The organism is Microcella sp. (genome assembly GCF_033763155.1).
In the GTDB taxonomy this organism is placed as follows: Bacteria; Actinomycetota; Actinomycetes; order Actinomycetales; family Microbacteriaceae; genus Microcella.
On record NZ_JANRKZ010000271.1, the window covers coordinates 1 to 15,916 of the forward strand.

14 protein-coding genes are annotated in these 15,916 nt (G+C 66.9%); 12 read left to right on the plus strand and 2 right to left on the minus strand.

The genetic code is table 11. The features are described 5' to 3' along the window. The 6 genes from SFU54_RS11485 to SFU54_RS11510 all read left to right on the plus strand — a co-directional run. A partial coding sequence (locus SFU54_RS11485) for a sensor histidine kinase (RefSeq protein ID WP_319016405.1) occupies positions 1-842 on the plus strand: 842 nt, incomplete at its 5' end. Further along, positions 842-1,546: a response regulator gene (locus SFU54_RS11490; RefSeq protein ID WP_319016406.1), complete on the plus strand. Its 705-nt coding sequence runs from the start codon at positions 842-844 to the stop codon at positions 1,544-1,546. The genes SFU54_RS11485 and SFU54_RS11490, both read left to right, overlap by 1 nt. Positions 1,547-1,637: 91 nt before the next feature. Then, positions 1,638-2,909: an MFS transporter gene (locus SFU54_RS11495; protein ID WP_319016407.1), complete on the plus strand. Its 1,272-nt coding sequence runs from the start codon at positions 1,638-1,640 to the stop codon at positions 2,907-2,909. Positions 2,910-2,917: 8 nt separating this feature from the next. Continuing rightward, complete coding sequence (locus SFU54_RS11500) at positions 2,918-3,739, plus strand: SDR family NAD(P)-dependent oxidoreductase (RefSeq protein ID WP_319016408.1); 822 nt, start codon at positions 2,918-2,920, stop codon at positions 3,737-3,739. Between the two features lie 21 nt (positions 3,740-3,760). Then, the gene (locus tag SFU54_RS11505) at positions 3,761-4,018 is read left to right on the plus strand and encodes a ribbon-helix-helix protein, CopG family (RefSeq protein WP_319016409.1); all 258 of its coding nucleotides are present in this window, start codon (positions 3,761-3,763) and stop codon (positions 4,016-4,018) included. Continuing rightward, positions 4,015-4,254, plus strand: a complete 240-nt coding sequence (locus SFU54_RS11510; protein ID WP_319016410.1) for a toxin — start codon at positions 4,015-4,017, stop codon at positions 4,252-4,254. The genes SFU54_RS11505 and SFU54_RS11510 overlap by 4 nt, the downstream gene beginning before the upstream one ends. On the opposite strand, the gene SFU54_RS11515 is transcribed toward SFU54_RS11510, so the two are convergent. After that, positions 4,251-4,769, minus strand: coding sequence for a hypothetical protein (locus SFU54_RS11515; RefSeq protein ID WP_319016411.1), 519 nt, complete (start codon positions 4,767-4,769; stop codon positions 4,251-4,253). The two genes, SFU54_RS11510 and SFU54_RS11515, sit on opposite strands and share 4 nt — an antisense overlap. 175 nt (positions 4,770-4,944) lie before the next feature. Between SFU54_RS11515 and nucS the strand changes: the two genes are divergently transcribed. From nucS to SFU54_RS11540, 5 genes are all read left to right on the plus strand, one after another. Next, the gene (nucS, locus tag SFU54_RS11520) at positions 4,945-5,640 is read left to right on the plus strand and encodes an endonuclease NucS (RefSeq protein ID WP_319016412.1); all 696 of its coding nucleotides are present in this window, start codon (positions 4,945-4,947) and stop codon (positions 5,638-5,640) included. Between the two features lie 135 nt (positions 5,641-5,775). Then, entirely contained in the window at positions 5,776-8,091 is a 2,316-nt protein-coding gene (locus SFU54_RS11525) for a hypothetical protein (RefSeq protein WP_319016413.1), read from the plus strand. Positions 8,092-8,150: 59 nt separating this feature from the next. Next, the gene (locus SFU54_RS11530) at positions 8,151-8,804 is read left to right on the plus strand and encodes an HAD hydrolase-like protein (RefSeq protein ID WP_319016414.1); all 654 of its coding nucleotides are present in this window, start codon (positions 8,151-8,153) and stop codon (positions 8,802-8,804) included. Between the two features lie 71 nt (positions 8,805-8,875). Next, entirely contained in the window at positions 8,876-10,576 is a 1,701-nt protein-coding gene (locus tag SFU54_RS11535) for an aldehyde dehydrogenase family protein (RefSeq protein WP_319016415.1), read from the plus strand. Between the two features lie 2 nt (positions 10,577-10,578). Next, entirely contained in the window at positions 10,579-12,321 is a 1,743-nt protein-coding gene (locus SFU54_RS11540) for a GMC family oxidoreductase (protein WP_319016416.1), read from the plus strand. Positions 12,322-12,327: 6 nt separating this feature from the next. Here SFU54_RS11540 and SFU54_RS11545 read toward each other — a convergent pair whose 3' ends face one another. Further along, complete coding sequence (locus SFU54_RS11545; RefSeq protein WP_319016418.1) at positions 12,328-14,535, minus strand: heavy metal translocating P-type ATPase; 2,208 nt, start codon at positions 14,533-14,535, stop codon at positions 12,328-12,330. Positions 14,536-14,698: 163 nt separating this feature from the next. Here SFU54_RS11545 and SFU54_RS11550 point away from each other — a divergent pair, with 163 nt between their 5' ends. Beyond that, entirely contained in the window at positions 14,699-15,805 is a 1,107-nt protein-coding gene (locus tag SFU54_RS11550) for a hypothetical protein (protein ID WP_319016417.1), read from the plus strand. The last annotated feature ends 111 nt before the right edge of the window (positions 15,806-15,916 follow it).

Below are 15,916 nucleotides of genomic sequence, written 5' to 3' on the forward strand. Positions count from 1 at the left end.
CCCTCGGAGACGGCGCTCAGTTGTATGTTCGCGGCGCACCTCTCAGCCCGTCAGACCGCTCGATTCTCGGGGCCTTTGTCGCACAACTCGCTGCTGCTTTGCTGCAGCGTCGCCTCTCGGCTCAAGTCGATGCCGCGCGGCCGGTGGCAGAGGCAGACCGTATGCGCAGCGCGCTGCTGGCGAGCGTCGGCCACGATGTGCGGCGCCCCCTCGCCTCAGCGACCGCAGCTGTCTCGGCGCTTCGATCACCGACCCTCGACCTCGACCCAGCAGACCGCGACGCCCTGCTGCAAACGGCTGACGAATCACTCGGCGCACTCAGTGAACTGCTCACCAACCTCCTCGATGTCAGCAGACTGCAGGCCGGCGCCTTGGGGGTTGAACTCACCCGGGTCTCCGTCGATGAACTGGCCGGCGACGCGCTCGATGAGCTTGGGGTCGGGCCTGCTGATGTGTCGCTGGACTTGGATGCTGGCGCCGTCGTGATCGCCGACGCGGTGCTTGCTCGTCGTGCACTCGTGAACCTCATCGCCAACGCTCAACGATTTGCGCCCCCGGGAACCCCACCCATGGTGACGGCAAGCCGCTGGCTCAATCGCGTGCAGATCCGCGTGATCGATAGTGGACCCGGCGTGGCAGCCGATCGTCGCACCGAAATCTTCCTGCCGTTTCAACGAACGACCGACACCGACAACACAACCGGGTTGGGGCTCGGACTCGCCCTCTCGAAGGGGTTCATTGAGGCGATGGGCGGAACCCTCGAGGCCGAAGACACACCCGGGGGTGGGCTGACGATGGTCATCGACTTGCCCGGCGCGCCGGTGGCGGAGGAGGAGAACTAATGCGCATCTTGCTTGCTGACGACGACCGTCAAATGGTGCGTGCTCTGTCAATCAGCCTCCGCGCCGAGGGATACGAGGTGATCACGGCGCACGACGGGCGCGAAGCTCTCGACGCCGCCACCCACCAGCATCCAGATCTGATCGTGCTCGACCTCGGAATGCCGGGCCTCACGGGGGTTGAGGTGATCACGGCCGTACGAGGGTGGTCAGAGATGCCGGTTCTCGTCATCTCGGGGCGCGCCGAGTCGTGGGACAAAGTCGAGGCGCTCGACGCCGGCGCCGATGATTACGTCACAAAACCCTTCGCCATCGATGAACTGCTGGCTCGGGTGCGAGCACTCGCGCGCCGCAGCGCACCGACTGGAACTGAGGCACCGACGATTCAATTCGCTGACGTTCGGGTCGATCTCGCCAATCGACAAGTGCTGAAGGCCGAAAAGCCCGTGCGGCTCACCCCCACAGAGTGGCGGCTCCTCGAAGAACTATTGCGCCACCCGGGAAAACTGATCACGCGCGAAACCCTTCTGACGAGCGTCTGGGGCCCGTTGTACACGACCGACTCTGGCTATCTCCGGCTATACATGTCGCAATTGCGCAAGAAACTCGAACCCGAACCCTCGCACCCCCGGCACCTGCTGACCGAGGCGGGCATGGGGTATCGGTTCGTGAATGACCCGGGCTTGGCGGCGGAAACCGGAGCCTGACGGCAATCCGCACCGTCAGAGCGGCTGTTAGCGTGGTGACACTCGCAGCGCGGCGCAGACGCGCGCGAGCATCCCCTCTCGAAAGGCCGTCGTGACCACCTCGACCAGCACTCGCCCCTCGCTGTCGGCCTGGCGCATCGCCGTGTTTGCCGTGTTCGCGATCAACGGCCTCGCCATGGCGACGTGGTTTGCGCGCACCCCGGCCGTTCGCGATGCGCTCGACGTGCGCACCGACGAGTTCGGCTTTCTCATCATGGGAATGGCAGGCGGGTCGATCGTGGGGCTCATGGCCTCGTCGCACATCATCGCCCGCATCGGATCACGCACCACGATTCTCGTGGCACTGCTCTCGAGCCTCGGCGCACTCGCGGTCATGGGGCTGGGGGCCGAAGCACTGCAGAGTTTCGCCGTCACCTTCATCGCCCTCGCGGTCTTCGGCGCGGCGAACGGCATTACCGATGTCGCGCAAAACGTGGAGGGCGCGGGCGTCGAGCAAGCGCAAGGCCGCAGCATCATGCCGTGGTTTCACGCGGCGTGGAGCCTGGGCACGATCACCGGCGCGGGCATCGCCGCAGCCCTGAGCGCGCTCAATGTTGGCGTCGCCGCGCACTCGATCGGCATGGCCATTGTGCTTGGGGTTGCCACGCTCATCGTCGTGCGCTACCTGCCCAAGAATCGTGCGCTGCCCGGCCTCGACGACGATGGCGAAGGGCCGGCCCGGTCGACGTTCGGCGAGCGCATGGGCATTTGGCGCGAACCCCGCACGCTCCTCATTGGGCTCGTCGTGCTCGGCATGGCCTTTGCCGAGGGTTCGGCCAACGACTGGCTCGCTCTCGCGATTGTCGACGACCGCGGCGCCGATGAAGCCACGGGGGCGCTATCGTTCACCCTCTTCGCCGTCGCCATGACCGTGGGGCGCATCGGGGGCGTGTGGGTTCTCGATCGCTTCGGTCGCGTGCCCGTGCTGCGCGGCTCGGCCGTGCTCGCGATCGCCGGGCTCGCTCTGCTCATTACGGTCGACTCGCCGGTCGCGGCGGCGATCGGCATCGTCGCGTGGGGACTCGGCGCCTCACTCGGTTTCCCCGTCGGTATGTCGGCCGCGGCCGACGACCCAGCAAAGGCTGCCGCGCGCGTGTCGGCCGTCGCGACCGTCGGCTACTTCGCCTTCCTCGTTGGGCCTCCCCTCATCGGCATTCTCGGTGAAGCGGTCGGGTTGCTCACATCGTTCTGGGTCGTGCTCGTGCTCATCGCGGTCGCGTTCTTCGCGACGCCCGCGGCGCGCGAAACGGGCGCAGCCGCGACCTCAGCTGCGACGCGAGCCGATCGGCGTGCGTCGACCACGTCGACGGATGCTGAGTCGTAGGCCCGGCGATGGCACCCTCCGCCTCCGCACGCCCGCTGCTGCCGCCTGACCTCGACCTGAGCGGTCGCGCGGCGCTCGTCACGGGGTGCGGATCTGCCGAAGGCATCGGCTTCGCCACCGCCCGAGCGCTCGCCCAGCGCGGAGCCTGCGTCGTCATGACTGCCACGACCTCGCGCATCGACGATCGCGTGGCCGAGTTGGCCGCACTCGGGTTCGAGGCACACGGTGTTGTGGCCCGACTCGAGACCGAGCAGGGCGCGACCAGCGCCGTGGCAGCTGCGGTCGAGGCGGTGGGCGCGCTGAGCATCCTCGTCAACAACGCTGGCATGGTCGCAATGGGCGAAGAGTTTCCGCGCGGCGATATTGAGATGAGCGTCGATGAGTGGCGCAGTGCCGTCGATGTGAACCTCACGAGCGTGTTTCTTGTGACGCGAGCGGTGGTCGCGGGGATGCGGGCGCTGGGTTGGGGGCGCGTCATCAGTGTGGCGTCGACCACCGGAGCCGTGCAGGCCGCGCGCGATGACCTCGGCTATGCCACGGCCAAGGCCGGTGTGCTGGGCTTCACCCGCGGGCTCGCGATCGACGAAGCGCGCAAGGGCATCACTGTCAACGCCGTCGCGCCGGGCTGGATCGCGACGGCGTCGCAACTGCCGCAAGAAGCCGTCGAGGGCGAGCTCGTTCCGCTCGGGCGCAGCGGTCGGCCCGACGAGATCGCGAGCGCGATCGCTTGGCTCGCGAGCCCGGGTGCGAGCTACATCACCGGCCAACTGCTCGTCGTCGACGGCGGCAATGCGACCGCGGAGGAGCGCCGCCCCGGCCTCTGGGCGTAATTTTCGTATAACATAAAGACCATGGGAGACCGCGAGACGATCAACGGGGTTCCTGTCGCCGAGGAGCAGATCGACACCTGGGCGCAGGAGGCCGAAGTCGGGTACGACGTCGAAACACTGAAGAGGCGCGGCCGGGGGCGGCCCGGCCGCGGATCAGAGCCCTCGCAGGTCATTGCTCTGCGGCTGACGGCGAAGGAAATTGCAGATCTTGACGCGCGTGCTGAGCACGAAGGCAAAACTCGATCTGAAGTGATTCGCGACGCGCTGACGGTTGCGTGAGAGTCCATCCGTCCGCGCTGAAGCATGGGGTTCAGTCCGGCGATGCAGTACAGGCCGCTTTGTGGCCTCTCTGGATCGAGCCACTCGATGACGACAGTCCAGCCCGGCAACTTCGGATCGGTTTTGACGCTCATGGTCGCCTTCTTGAGACAGTGGTGCTCGTCTTCGATAGCGGCAACGAGCTCGTCATCCACGCCATGAAGTGCAGACCGCAGTACCTCTCTCTTCTGGACTAGACGTTCTCTGCCACCGACCGCAGCCACATCGCTGTCGCTTCGTTCGCGTCAACCAGCCCAACAGTTGGGTGCCGAGAGAAGATTGGTCCTCGTGCCATCAGAGCAAGCGCGCGTTGAGCGCCGGCCCTCGCCGAATCGTGATCGCCCAGCCGTCGCGCCCACTTCACAAATGTGATGTTCCAGTCGAAGTGAGCGCTGGGGAACGGCACTTCGGCATTCTCAAGCCACCACGCCAAGAGTTCTCCCACTTCACGCAGGTCTCCGTCGGCACCTGTCTCGAGCAGAAGCTCGGCCAGCTTCATTTGATGAGTTCCGGATGTGCCGCCCGGTGTCGGGCTCAGCTCTGAAACGCGACGGTACAACGACACTGCTCGATCTGGATCGCTGGAAGAGTACGAATCGGCCAGGTGCTCCGTCGTCATTGCTTCCTCGAACCAACGCCGCTCTGGTTCGGTGAGCACGCGTTCCCAAAGCTCACGAGCTGCGCTGACCTCTCCAGCGGCAAGCAGAGACAACCCCTTAATGCGCAAATACTGAGGCCGGTTGTTCGCTCGGGCGCGAGCAAGACGTCACTCGAAGCCCGCTTGAGCCTCTTCGGTCCACTCAGGGGACCGAAACCATTCGTCACTCACCGAGCCATCGTGTCAGCGCAGGTGGATGTGCGCCAAGAAACGCCGATACCGTTGACGGATGCGCCTCGTCATTGCCCGCTGCTCCGTCGACTACGCGGGCCGGCTGAGTGCGCACTTGCCTCTCGCAACGCGCCTGCTCATTCACAAGAGCGACGGCAGCCTGCTCGTGCACGCCGACTCTTTAAGCTACAAGCCGCTCAACTGGATGAGCCCGCCGTGCACGCTCGTCGTCGATGAGCCCGACGACGACCAGCGCGCAGCGGGCGTCGTGGAACTCTGGCGCGTCACGCATGCGAAGACCGCCGACCTGCTCGTGGTGAGCATCCACGAGGTGCTCCACGACTCGGCACACGAGCTGGGCGTCGACCCCGGGCTGCAGAAAGACGGTGTCGAGGCACACTTGCAGAAGCTGCTGGCTGAGCACATCGAGCTGCTCGGCGAGGGGTACGCGCTCGTGCGCCGCGAGTACATGACAGCGATCGGGCCGGTCGACATTTTGGCGCGCGACGCGAGTGGAGCATCCGTCGCCGTCGAGATCAAGCGCCGCGGTGGTATCGACGGCGTCGAGCAGTTGACGCGCTACCTCGAACTCATGAATCGCGACCCGCTGCTCGCACCGGTCACGGGCGTCTTTGCCGCGCAAGAGATCGCACCGCAGGCTCGCACCCTCGCCGAAGACCGCGGAATTCGCTGCGTACTGCTCGACTACGACGCGATGCGCGGGCTCGATGACGGGGTGCCGCGACTCTTCTAGCGGCCGGGCACCGACGGCCCGCCCCCTGTTTTGGGGTGCGTCGATCCACTATGAATTGCCTGGTGAGGGTTATGTACCCTCAGGTTAAGTGGGTACCCTTCAGGTCTGCCTTACCCAATGGGAGCCCGACCCACTATGCAGACCACCTACCCGAAACTTCGTCATGCCGTCATGTCGGCGGCCGTCGTCAGCGCCAGCGCCCTGGCGTTCATTGGCATACCCGCCACGACCTCGACCGCAGCGCAGACCCCGGCTGCTTGCGCCAACGTCGCCCTCGTCAACGGGTCGTTCGAGACCCCCACCCTGGCGGCCAACACGTGGACCCTCTTCGACGAGTCCGTCGTGCCCGGCTGGGAAACCAGCGCGACCGACAACAAGCTTGAGTTCTGGCGCGCGCCGTTCCAGGGCGTTCCGGTTCCGGCCGGCTCACAGTTTGCCGAGATCAACGCCAACCAGCGCTCGAAGCTCTTCCAAGACTTCGCCACGACTCCCGGCGAGACCATTCGCTGGCAGCTTCAGCACCGCGGACGCACGGGCGTCGACGTCATGGAGGTGCGCATCGGCGACCCCGCGGCGACCCTCGCCCTGCAGTCAACCCTGTCGACAGGGCAGAGCTGGGTGACCTACTCGGGCCTGTACACGGTTCCGGCGGGTCAAACCACCACGCGCATTTCGTTCGACTCGATCAGCAGTGCCAATGGCAGCCCGTCGTACGGCAACTTCGTCGACGACATCTCGGTCACGTCGGGCGCATGCGTGGTGACGACCAAGAGCGTCACGCTTCCGTCGGGCGGCTCGGTCGTGCGACTGGGTGACACGGTGCAGTACTCCATCGTTGCCACCAACCAGGGCGCGAGCGCAGCAGCGCTGAGCTCTCTCGTCGATGTGCTTCCGGCCGGGGTGTCCTTCGTGCCCGGGTCGATCAGCGTGACCAGCGGCGCCTCAACGACAGCCGTGAGCGACGCCGGCGGCGATGACACGGGCGAGTTCGACAGCGGAGCAAACGCGGTTCGCGTGCGCGTCGGCGCCGGTGCGACCAGCTCAGCGGGCGGCACGCTCGCGGCCGGGGCATCCGTCACCGTCTCGTTCAGCGTGATCGTCAACTCGATTACGGCCCTGCCGTCGATCGACAACACGGCCACCGTGTCGTTCACCGATTCGCTCTCCAGCACCGTCAAAAACTCGACCTCGAACACCACGTCGACGACCATCACTCCGGATGCTCCCGCCCTGTCGATCGTCACCACCGGCTCGGTGGCGCCGGTCGAGAACCAGTCGGCCGCCAACGTCGGTGACGAGATCACCTGGAGCTATGTCGTGACGAACACCGGTGACGTGGCGGTGACAGGTGTCACGGTCAACGATCCCGAGGGTGGCACGATCACGTGCGTTCCGACCACCCTTGCGGTGGGCGAGAGTGCGTCGTGCACCGGCACGGCAACCCGCACCGTCGCTTTGGCTGATCTTGGCGTCGGCTCCGTCTCGAACGGCGCCACGGCGAGCGCGACGCCTCCGTTCGGTGCCGCTGCCGTCGGGTCACCCGAATCAATCGCGACGATCACCACCGTGGCTGTTGCGCCCGCCGTATCGATTATCACGATCGGCACGGTCACCCCGGTTGATAACCAATCGGCCGCCGCGCTCGGCAACACGGTGACGTGGAGCTATGTCGTCACCAACACCGGCAACGTGCCACTCACAGAGCTCACCGTGAACGACCCCGAGGGCGGAACCATCACGTGCGTGCCGAGCGACCTTGCCGTCGGCGAGACGGCGAATTGCACCGGCACGGCAACGCACTCGGTGTCGCCCGATGACCTGGCGAACGGGTCGATCTCCAACGGCGCGACCGTGAGCGCGACGCCGCCGTTCGGCGCGGCACCGATCGAGTCATCCGAATCAATCGCGACGGTCACGACCGCGGCACTCGAGCCCTCGATCAGCGTGGTCGTCGAGCACGACAACGTGACCGCCCCGGGCTCAACCGACCCCGCCGTGGCGGGCGATCAGATTCGCGCGCGTTTCGTGATCACCAATACCGGAAACTCGATCCTCACCCACGTGCACATCGTCGACCCGGTGTTTGGTGATGTGACGTGCGTCGACGAAACTCTCGACCCGGGCGAGTCAACGACGTGTGTCGCCGATGAGCTCTACACGGTCACCGACGACGATGCCGCCGCGGGAACCATCTCGCGCACGATCAGCGCTGCCGGCCTCGCCGTCGTGGGCGTCGTCGGAACCTCGGTGTCTGACCAGCAACTCGTCGACCTTGAGGTGGCGTTCGATCTTCCGACGCTGGCTCTTCCCGACGACGAGCTCGGCCTCGCGGCAACGGGCGCTGACATCGTGGCTCCGGCCTCCCTTGCCGTCGCGCTGATGGCGCTCGGGCTGGGCGCTCTTGCGGCAGCGCGAGTGCGTCGACTGCGCGCCGAGACCCGCGCCCGATAACGACGAGAACGGGGGTCGACGCTCAGACGACGTCGACCCCCGCCCTCTACGCTCAAGACGTGCACCCCTATACGGCGATCTTGCTCGACCTCGATGGCACGATTACCGACTCCGCGCCCGGCATCACCGACACTCTTGCGTACACGTTCGAGGCGATGGGCCGCGAGGTTCCGCCGCACGACGAGCTGCTGCGCTACGTCGGCCCGCCGATCCTCGACTCGTTTCGCGACCGTGCGGGCATGACGCTGGCCGAGCGAGAACAGGCTCTCGAGATCTATCGTGCGCGCTACCTCGACCGTGGGGCCTACGACGCGACCCTCTACCCGGGAATGGGTGAACTGGTGCGCGATATTGCCGCGGCGGGCATCCCGCTCAGCCTCGCGACCTCGAAGCCCGAACTGCCCGCCACGCTCATGCTCGAGCACTTCACCATTGCCGAGCACTTCGACATCATCACCGGAGCCTCGGCCGACGAAGTGCGCAGCGCGAAGGCCGACGTGGTCGCCGAAGCCCTCGTTCGATTGCGGGCGATGGATGCTGATCTCACGCGCCCCGTCATGATCGGTGACCGCGTGCACGACGTTGAGGGCGCGGCCGCCCACGGTATCCCGACGATCGCCGTGTCGTGGGGTTATGGCAGCCCCGAGGAGTTCGCGCACGCGCGAGCCGTCGCGCACGATGTGCACGAGTTGCGCGTTCTGCTCGGCGTCTAGCCACGCCCACCGGCGGGGGTATCGTCGAACCGTTGCACCGTTCATCGTTGAACCGCTTCAGGAGGACTAGCGTGCCTGCCACGATCGCCGAGTTTGAGCCCGCCCTGCGTTCGTTGCGCCTCGGAGCCGAGCGGTGGGTGCGCATGTCGCTGAGCGAGCGTCGGGCCATCTTGGGCGCGGTTCGCGCGGCAACACTCGCGGCGGCACCCGCGTGGGTCGAGGCCGCGTGCGCCTACAAGGGCATCGACCCCAGCACGCCCGCGGCAGGCGAAGAATGGTCGAGCGGGCCCTACTCGGTCATCACGGCCACGAGCGCAATCGAGAAGACACTCACGCTCATCGAGAAGGGCCGCTCGCCCATCGATGAGGTCGAACTCGGCACCGCGCCGGGCGGCCGCACGACCCTCAAAATCTTTCCCTACCTGACGAAAGACGTCGTGCTGCAGGGCTATGAGGCGCGGCTCTGGTTGCGCCCCGGCATCACGCTCGACGAAGCGCGCCGCGGAGTCGCCCGCGCGCTTCGCGACCCGAACCGCCAGCCGCGCGTCACGCTCGTGTTGGGTGCGGGAAACATCACGGGAATTCCCGCGCTCGACGTGCTCACGGTGCTCTATGCCGAGGCCTCGGCCGTCATGGTGAAGTTCAACCCGGTCAACGCATCGCTCGCCGAAGCCATGAAGCAGGCGTTCGCCCCTCTCGTTGAGCTCGGCGTCGTGCAGTTCGTCGAGGGTGGCCCCGAAGTGGGTGCGGCTCTCATCCACCACGAGTCGATCGATGCCGTGCACATGACGGGCAGCCGGCACACGCACGACGCGATCGTGTGGGGCACCGATGTCGATGCCGAGAAGCGCCGCGCCGCGGGCACTCCCCTGTTGAGCAAACCCATCACGAGCGAACTCGGCGGCGTCGGCCCGGCGATCGTCGTGCCCGAAGACGGCTGGACGAGCGAGAACGTCACGGACGTCGCCCGCAACATCGCCACGCAACGACTGCACAACAGCGGCTTCAACTGCGTGGCCACGCAGATCGTCGTAATCCCCGCCGCGTGGCAGCGCGCCGACGAATTTGTTGAGGCCCTGCGGGCCGAGCTCATCGCCGCGCCCGAGCGACCGGCGTATTACCCGGGCGCATCCAGTCGCCAACTCGCCGTCGTGACGATGCACCCCGATGCGGCCGTGCTCGGGGGTGACCCCAATGCGCCGCGCACGCTCGTTGACCACCTCGATTCTGAGAAGGCCGACGAACACCTCTTCACGGTCGAAGCATTCGGCCCGACGCTCGGCATTGTGCGGCTGCCCGGCACGCGTGAACCGGGTGACTATCTGGATGCTGCGGTCGCGTTCGCGAATGAGCGTCTCGCGGGCACGCTCAGCGCGGGCATCCACATCCATCCCCGCACGCGTGACGCGCTCGGCGACCGGTTCGACCGTGCCGTGGCCGAGCTGCGCTACGGCACGGTCGGCATCAACGCGTGGACAGGCACAATCTTCGGCATGCCCGGCGGCAGCTGGGGAGCCTTTCCGGGTCACACGCTCGCCGACATCGGCAGTGGCATCGGGGTCGTGCACAACGCGCTGTTGCTTGACCCCGCGCACATTGAGCGCACCGTCGGATCGGGTGTCTGGAAGCCCTCGCCGACGCCGCTGTGGTATGTCGGCAACACCACCGCGCACGTCACCGCTCGTCGCCTCACCCGGTTTGCCGGAATCGACTCGTGGGTCATCGCGGCCCCAATCGGTGCCGCGGCCATCGCCAGCTACCGGAAGGGCTGATCATGAGCGGCCACGTCGAACACCGTGATGTCGTCGTTGTGGGCTCGGGGTTCGGCGGCTCGGTGGCGGCCCTTCGGCTGGTCGAGAAGGGCTATTCGGTCACGGTGCTCGAGGCCGGCCGCCGCTTTGCCGACGATGAGTTCGCCACGACATCGTGGAGCCTGAAGAAGTTCTTCTGGGCTCCCGCTCTCGGGCTGCTCGGCATTCAGCGCATTCACCTGCTCGATGACGTCATGATTCTCGCCGGGGCGGGGGTCGGCGGCGGCTCGCTCGTCTATGCCAACACGCTCTACCGACCGGCGAGCGATGCGTTCTTCACCGACCGTCAGTGGGCGCACATCACCGATTGGAAGGCCGAGCTCGACGCTTACTACGACCAGGCGTCGCGCATGCTCGGGGTGACGCTCAACCCCACGATCACGCCCGCCGACGAGATCATGCACAAGGTCGCGGCCGACATGGGCGTGCCCGAGAGTTTTCACCTCACGCCCGTCGGCGTGTATTTCGGTGCGGGCGCCGGCGTCGAAGCGCCCGACCCCTACTTCGGCGGGGCCGGCCCCGCGCGGCGAGGCTGCATCGAGTGCGGCGAATGCATGACGGGCTGCCGGCACAACGCCAAGAACACGCTCGTCAAGAACTATCTACACCTCGCCGAGTCAGCCGGTGCCGTCGTGCAGCCCCTCACGACCGTGACGCGCGTCGCTCCGCTCGCGGGTGGCGGCTACACGATCACCACGCGTCGCACCGGAAAGGGCCGCCGCAGTGAACGCACGCTCACGGCCGACCAGGTCGTCATCGCCGCGGGTGCGTGGGGCACACAGCAGTTGCTGCACCGCATGAAGGCCGAGGGCCACCTGCCGGGCATCTCTGAGCGGTTGGGAGAACTGACGCGCACGAATTCCGAGGCGTTGGGCGGGGCATCCACCGCCCTGCGCCACTCACGCGGGGTCGACATGACGCAGGGCGTCGCCATCACCTCGTCGATTCACCCCGACGACCACACCCACGTCGAGCCCTGTCGCTATGGCCACGGCTCGAACGCCCTCGCGCTGCTGGCCACCATCGCCGTACCGGGCGGTCGGCGCACGCCGCGTTGGCTGCTGTGGATCGGCCAGATGCTGCGCCACCCCGGGCGCGTCTTCTCGATGATTTTCGGAATCGGCAGCTGGAGCCGCCGCTCGATCGTGGGCCTCGTCATGCAGAACCGCGACAACTCGCTCACGGTGCGCGCCGGGCGCGGGGTGTTCGGCGGCTTCCGTCTGCGGTCGACTCAGGGACACGGTGAACCGAACCCCACGTTCATTCCGCAGGCCAACGAGACCTACGAGCTCATGGCCAAGCACATGAACGGCTACGGGCAGTCGGGCATCAGCGAGGTTTTTGACGTGCCCATGACGGCGCACTTCTTGGGCGGCTGCCCCATCGGCGACTCTGCCGACACGGGCGTGGTCGACCCGTACCACCGGCTCTTTGGCCACGAGGGTCTGCACGTCGTCGACGGCGCGGCCATCTCAGCCAACCTCGGCGTGAACCCCTCGCTCACGATCACCGCGCAGGCCGAGCGCGCGTTCGCGATGTGGCCGAATCGTGGCGAGACGGATGCCCGCCCCGCGCTCGGCTCGACCTACCAACCCGTGCCGCCCGTAGCCCCGGCGTCGCCCGTGGTGCCCGTCGGCGCGGTGGGCGAGTTGCGCCTGCCCGTGTCGCTGGGTCTGCCGCGCGTGCGCTCTCGCGCGACGGACTAACCTCGACTACCGCGCCTGAGGCCTAAAGCCGCGCAATCGCAGCGAGTTCGTCACAACGAACACACTCGAGAACGCCATCGCGAGCCCGGCGAGCAGCGGGTTGAGCAAGCCGAGCATCGCGATCGGAATCGCGGCGACGTTGTAACCGAACGCCCAGAACAGGTTGCCGATAATTGTTCGCAGCGTGCGGCGCGCGAGCCGAATGGCGTCGACGACCACGAGCAGATCGCCGCTCACGACGGTGAGGTCTGACGCCGCCATGGCCGCATCGGTTCCGCCGCCCATCGCGATGCCGAGGTCGGCCGCGGCGAGCGCCGCCGCGTCGTTGACACCGTCGCCGACCATCGCCACGACATGACCATCGGCCTGCAACTGGCGAATGACCTCGAGTTTGCCGGCCGGGGTCACGCCCGCGCGCACATCATCAATGCCGAGCGCCGCCCCCACCGCTTCGGCCGCACCCTCGTTGTCGCCCGTCAGCAGCACGGGGTCGAGCCCGAGTGCCCGCAGTCGCTCGATCGCGAGTGCCGATGTCGGCTTGAGCGTGTCGGCGAGCACGATGACCCCCGCCACCGTTCCATCGATCGCGACGACAATCGGCGTGGCGCCCGCAGCCTCGTGCTCAGCGATGAGTGTCGCGTCGACCTCGATCGCCCACTCCTCGCGCAACCACGCTGCACGACCGATCGCGAGAGCGTGCCCCTCCACGACGGCGGTGACGCCAGCACCCGCGTGGGCGGTGAATCCCTCGGCGGTGGGCAGTGTCACGCCAGCCTGGCGAGCGTGCGCCACGACGGCCCGGGCGAGCGGATGCTCTGACCCGTCTTCTGCCGCGGCGGCGAGTGCGAGCATCCGGTCGCCGTCGACGCCCGGCTGCGCGAGAACCGCGGTGACGGCGAGCTCGCCTGTCGTGACCGTTCCGGTCTTGTCGAGCACGATCGTGTCGATGCGGCGCGTGCGCTCGAGCACCTGCGGTCCGCGGATGAGAATGCCCAGTTGTGCGCCGCGCCCGGTGCCGACGAGCAACGCGGTGGGGGTTGCGAGCCCGAGCGCACAGGGGCACGCGATGATGAGCGTCGCGACGGCTGCCGTGAACGCGATTTCGATTGAGCCGTCGATGAGCATCCACCCCAACAACGTCAGCACAGCGAGCGCGAAGACGATGGGCACAAAGACGCCCGAGACGCGGTCGGCCAGGCGTTGCACCTCGGCCTTGCCCGTTTGCGCTTCTTCGACGAGACGGCCCATGCGCGCGAGTTCGGTGTCGGCACCGATGCGCGAGGCCTCAACGACGAGACGCCCGCCCACGTTGATCGTGCCGCCGACGACGCGACTGTCGATCTCAACATCAACCGGCACGGGCTCACCCGTGAGCAGCGACTGGTCAACGCTCGACGTGCCCTCGATGACGACACCATCGGTCGCGATGGTTTCGCCGGGGCGCACGACGAAGCGATCGTTGAGCTGCAGTTGCCCCACCGGAACGCGCACTTCGACGCCGTCACGCAGCACCGCCGCGTCACGGGCGGCGAGATCGAGCAGGGCGTTGAGGGCCTCACTCGACGAGCGCTTAGCCCGTGCCTCGAGGTATCGCCCGAGCAAGATGAAGACGGTCACCGCCGAAGCCACCTCGAGATAGATCTCGTGGGCACCCTCTTCGGGCCGCCCGAGCAATTGCAGCGTCATCGTCATGCCGGGCATGCCGGCTTCTCCGAAGAACAGCGCGTAGAGGCTCCACAGATACGCCGCGCTCACCCCCACCGAAATGAGGGTGTCCATGCTCGCGATTAGCCGGCGCGCGTTGTGCAGCGCGGCGCGGTGAAACGGCCACGCCCCCCACACCGCCACGGGCGACGCCAGCGTGAGCACGAACCACTGCCAGTTGGTGAACTGCAGCGCCGGAATCATCGAGAGCACGAGCACGGGCGCCGTCAGCACGGCCGAGATGATGAGCCGCTGCCGCAGGGGCGCAAGCTCGTCGACCGGTGCGGCCAACGGGGCGACGGATGCTGCGCGCTCGTCCCGCGGAACCACCACAGTCGCCCCATACCCGGCCTTCTCCACGGCCGCGACGAGCACGTCGGCATCGAGCGCTCCGCCCTCGTCGAGCACTCGGATCGTCGCTTTCTCGGTCGCGTAATTGACAGTCGCTTCGACGCCCGGCACCTTGTTGAGGCTGCGCTCGATGCGGTTGGCGCACGACGCGCAGGTCATTCCCGTGAGCTCCAGCTGAAGGTCGCTGGTCGGTGCGGGTGAAGTCGTCACGCGAGCAGTGTAGCAATACCCCTCTGGGGTATCTAGAGAACGGGGGTCACCCGTCAGCGAACAACCCCGTACAGTGTGAGTGCCCCCTGTTGTTCGACCATCGAGGTCTGCCATGCGCCGCTCGTCCCGCGTTCTTTCTCTCGCCGCCCTGACGGGCGCCCTCTCGCTCGTCGCTGCGCCAGCACTGGCCAACGGCTCGGGACAGTACGTCGACAGCCCGCCGTGGAGTTGGTACATCGCCGCGGGCAACGGCGAGTGGGGTGTGAGCGAAGGCTCGTATTCAGATGGCTTGGTCTCGGTTGCAAACGCGTGGGCGGGTTCTGAGCTCATGCTTCTTGGCCCCACCTTCATCGGCTTTGCGAACGCATCCGCCACTATCGAACCCGTCACCAGCCCCTCCGCGGTCACCGTGGCCTGCGTTACGTCCACCCTCACGCCGGTCGGCGATGACCAGGTCGTCAGTTGTAACGACACAACGACGACCGATTGGGGACTCTCGGTGACCTCGGAAGTCAGGGTGCTCGCTCCCGGTGATCTCGCCCGCATCACCTACCTGATTACGAATACGACATCCGATCCTGTGGTTCTCGGCTACTACTACGCCTGGAACTACGGCAGCAGCGTGGGCCACGTGCGCAGCACTGAACCCGATGTCGTGCAAGACACAGGGGCAGGGGACGGGTTCTTGGCGAACCCCGATGTCTGGTCTTTCAACCAGGGGATCAACGACCCGACGTCGCTCAACGCTGGAGTGGCGTGGGGAATCGGCGGGCAGCCTTTCACGGGCTCGACCTCTGAACACAGTGGATTTGACCGCGCATCGGTGACGCTCCTTCCGAGTGACGGACGCTCGATTGCCGCGGGTGAAACGATTGCTCTGGCTTTCTTCCACAAGATGCAGGTTCCTGCGCCGGTCATTATTGATCCACCCGACCCCTCGAGCGTGAGCGCGGCCGCTCTTTCCCCGGCAAACTCATTCACCGACACCCCCGCACAGTTCATGGCCGAGTTCGCGACATTCAACGGTCGCTTGACGCGCGGCATCCCTACCGGTGTGATCGTCGGCAACTGGCAACCCGCCGGAGCGCCGGAGCTCGCCGCAACCGGCGTCGGGATCGACGAGAACCTGCTCATGGGTGGCCTTGCGGCCGCTCTGCTGGGCACGGGGGCCGCACTCCTGATTGTGCGCCGTCGCGTGATCGTGAGCGCACAGCGATAAGTCAGGCATAACGCAGAAGGGGGGAGGCCGGGGGGGCGCGGCCCGTCAGCGTTGCGCCACACATTCCCACGGGTAGCCGGCCTCGTGGACCGCCGCCCGCCCGGCCACCCC

Coding starts and splice junctions, on each gene's coding strand:
- SFU54_RS11540 (WP_319016416.1), top strand. CDS start 10,579: ATGAGCGGCCACGTCGAACACCGTGATGTCGTCGTTGTGGGCTCGGGG.
- nucS (WP_319016412.1), top strand. CDS start 4,945: ATGCGCCTCGTCATTGCCCGCTGCTCCGTCGACTACGCGGGCCGGCTG.
- SFU54_RS11490 (WP_319016406.1), top strand. CDS start 842: ATGCGCATCTTGCTTGCTGACGACGACCGTCAAATGGTGCGTGCTCTG.
- SFU54_RS11505 (WP_319016409.1), top strand. CDS start 3,761: ATGGGAGACCGCGAGACGATCAACGGGGTTCCTGTCGCCGAGGAGCAG.
- SFU54_RS11525 (WP_319016413.1), top strand. CDS start 5,776: ATGCAGACCACCTACCCGAAACTTCGTCATGCCGTCATGTCGGCGGCC.
- SFU54_RS11550 (WP_319016417.1), top strand. CDS start 14,699: ATGCGCCGCTCGTCCCGCGTTCTTTCTCTCGCCGCCCTGACGGGCGCC.
- SFU54_RS11500 (WP_319016408.1), top strand. CDS start 2,918: ATGGCACCCTCCGCCTCCGCACGCCCGCTGCTGCCGCCTGACCTCGAC.
- SFU54_RS11545 (WP_319016418.1), bottom strand. CDS start 14,535: ATGACCTGCGCGTCGTGCGCCAACCGCATCGAGCGCAGCCTCAACAAG.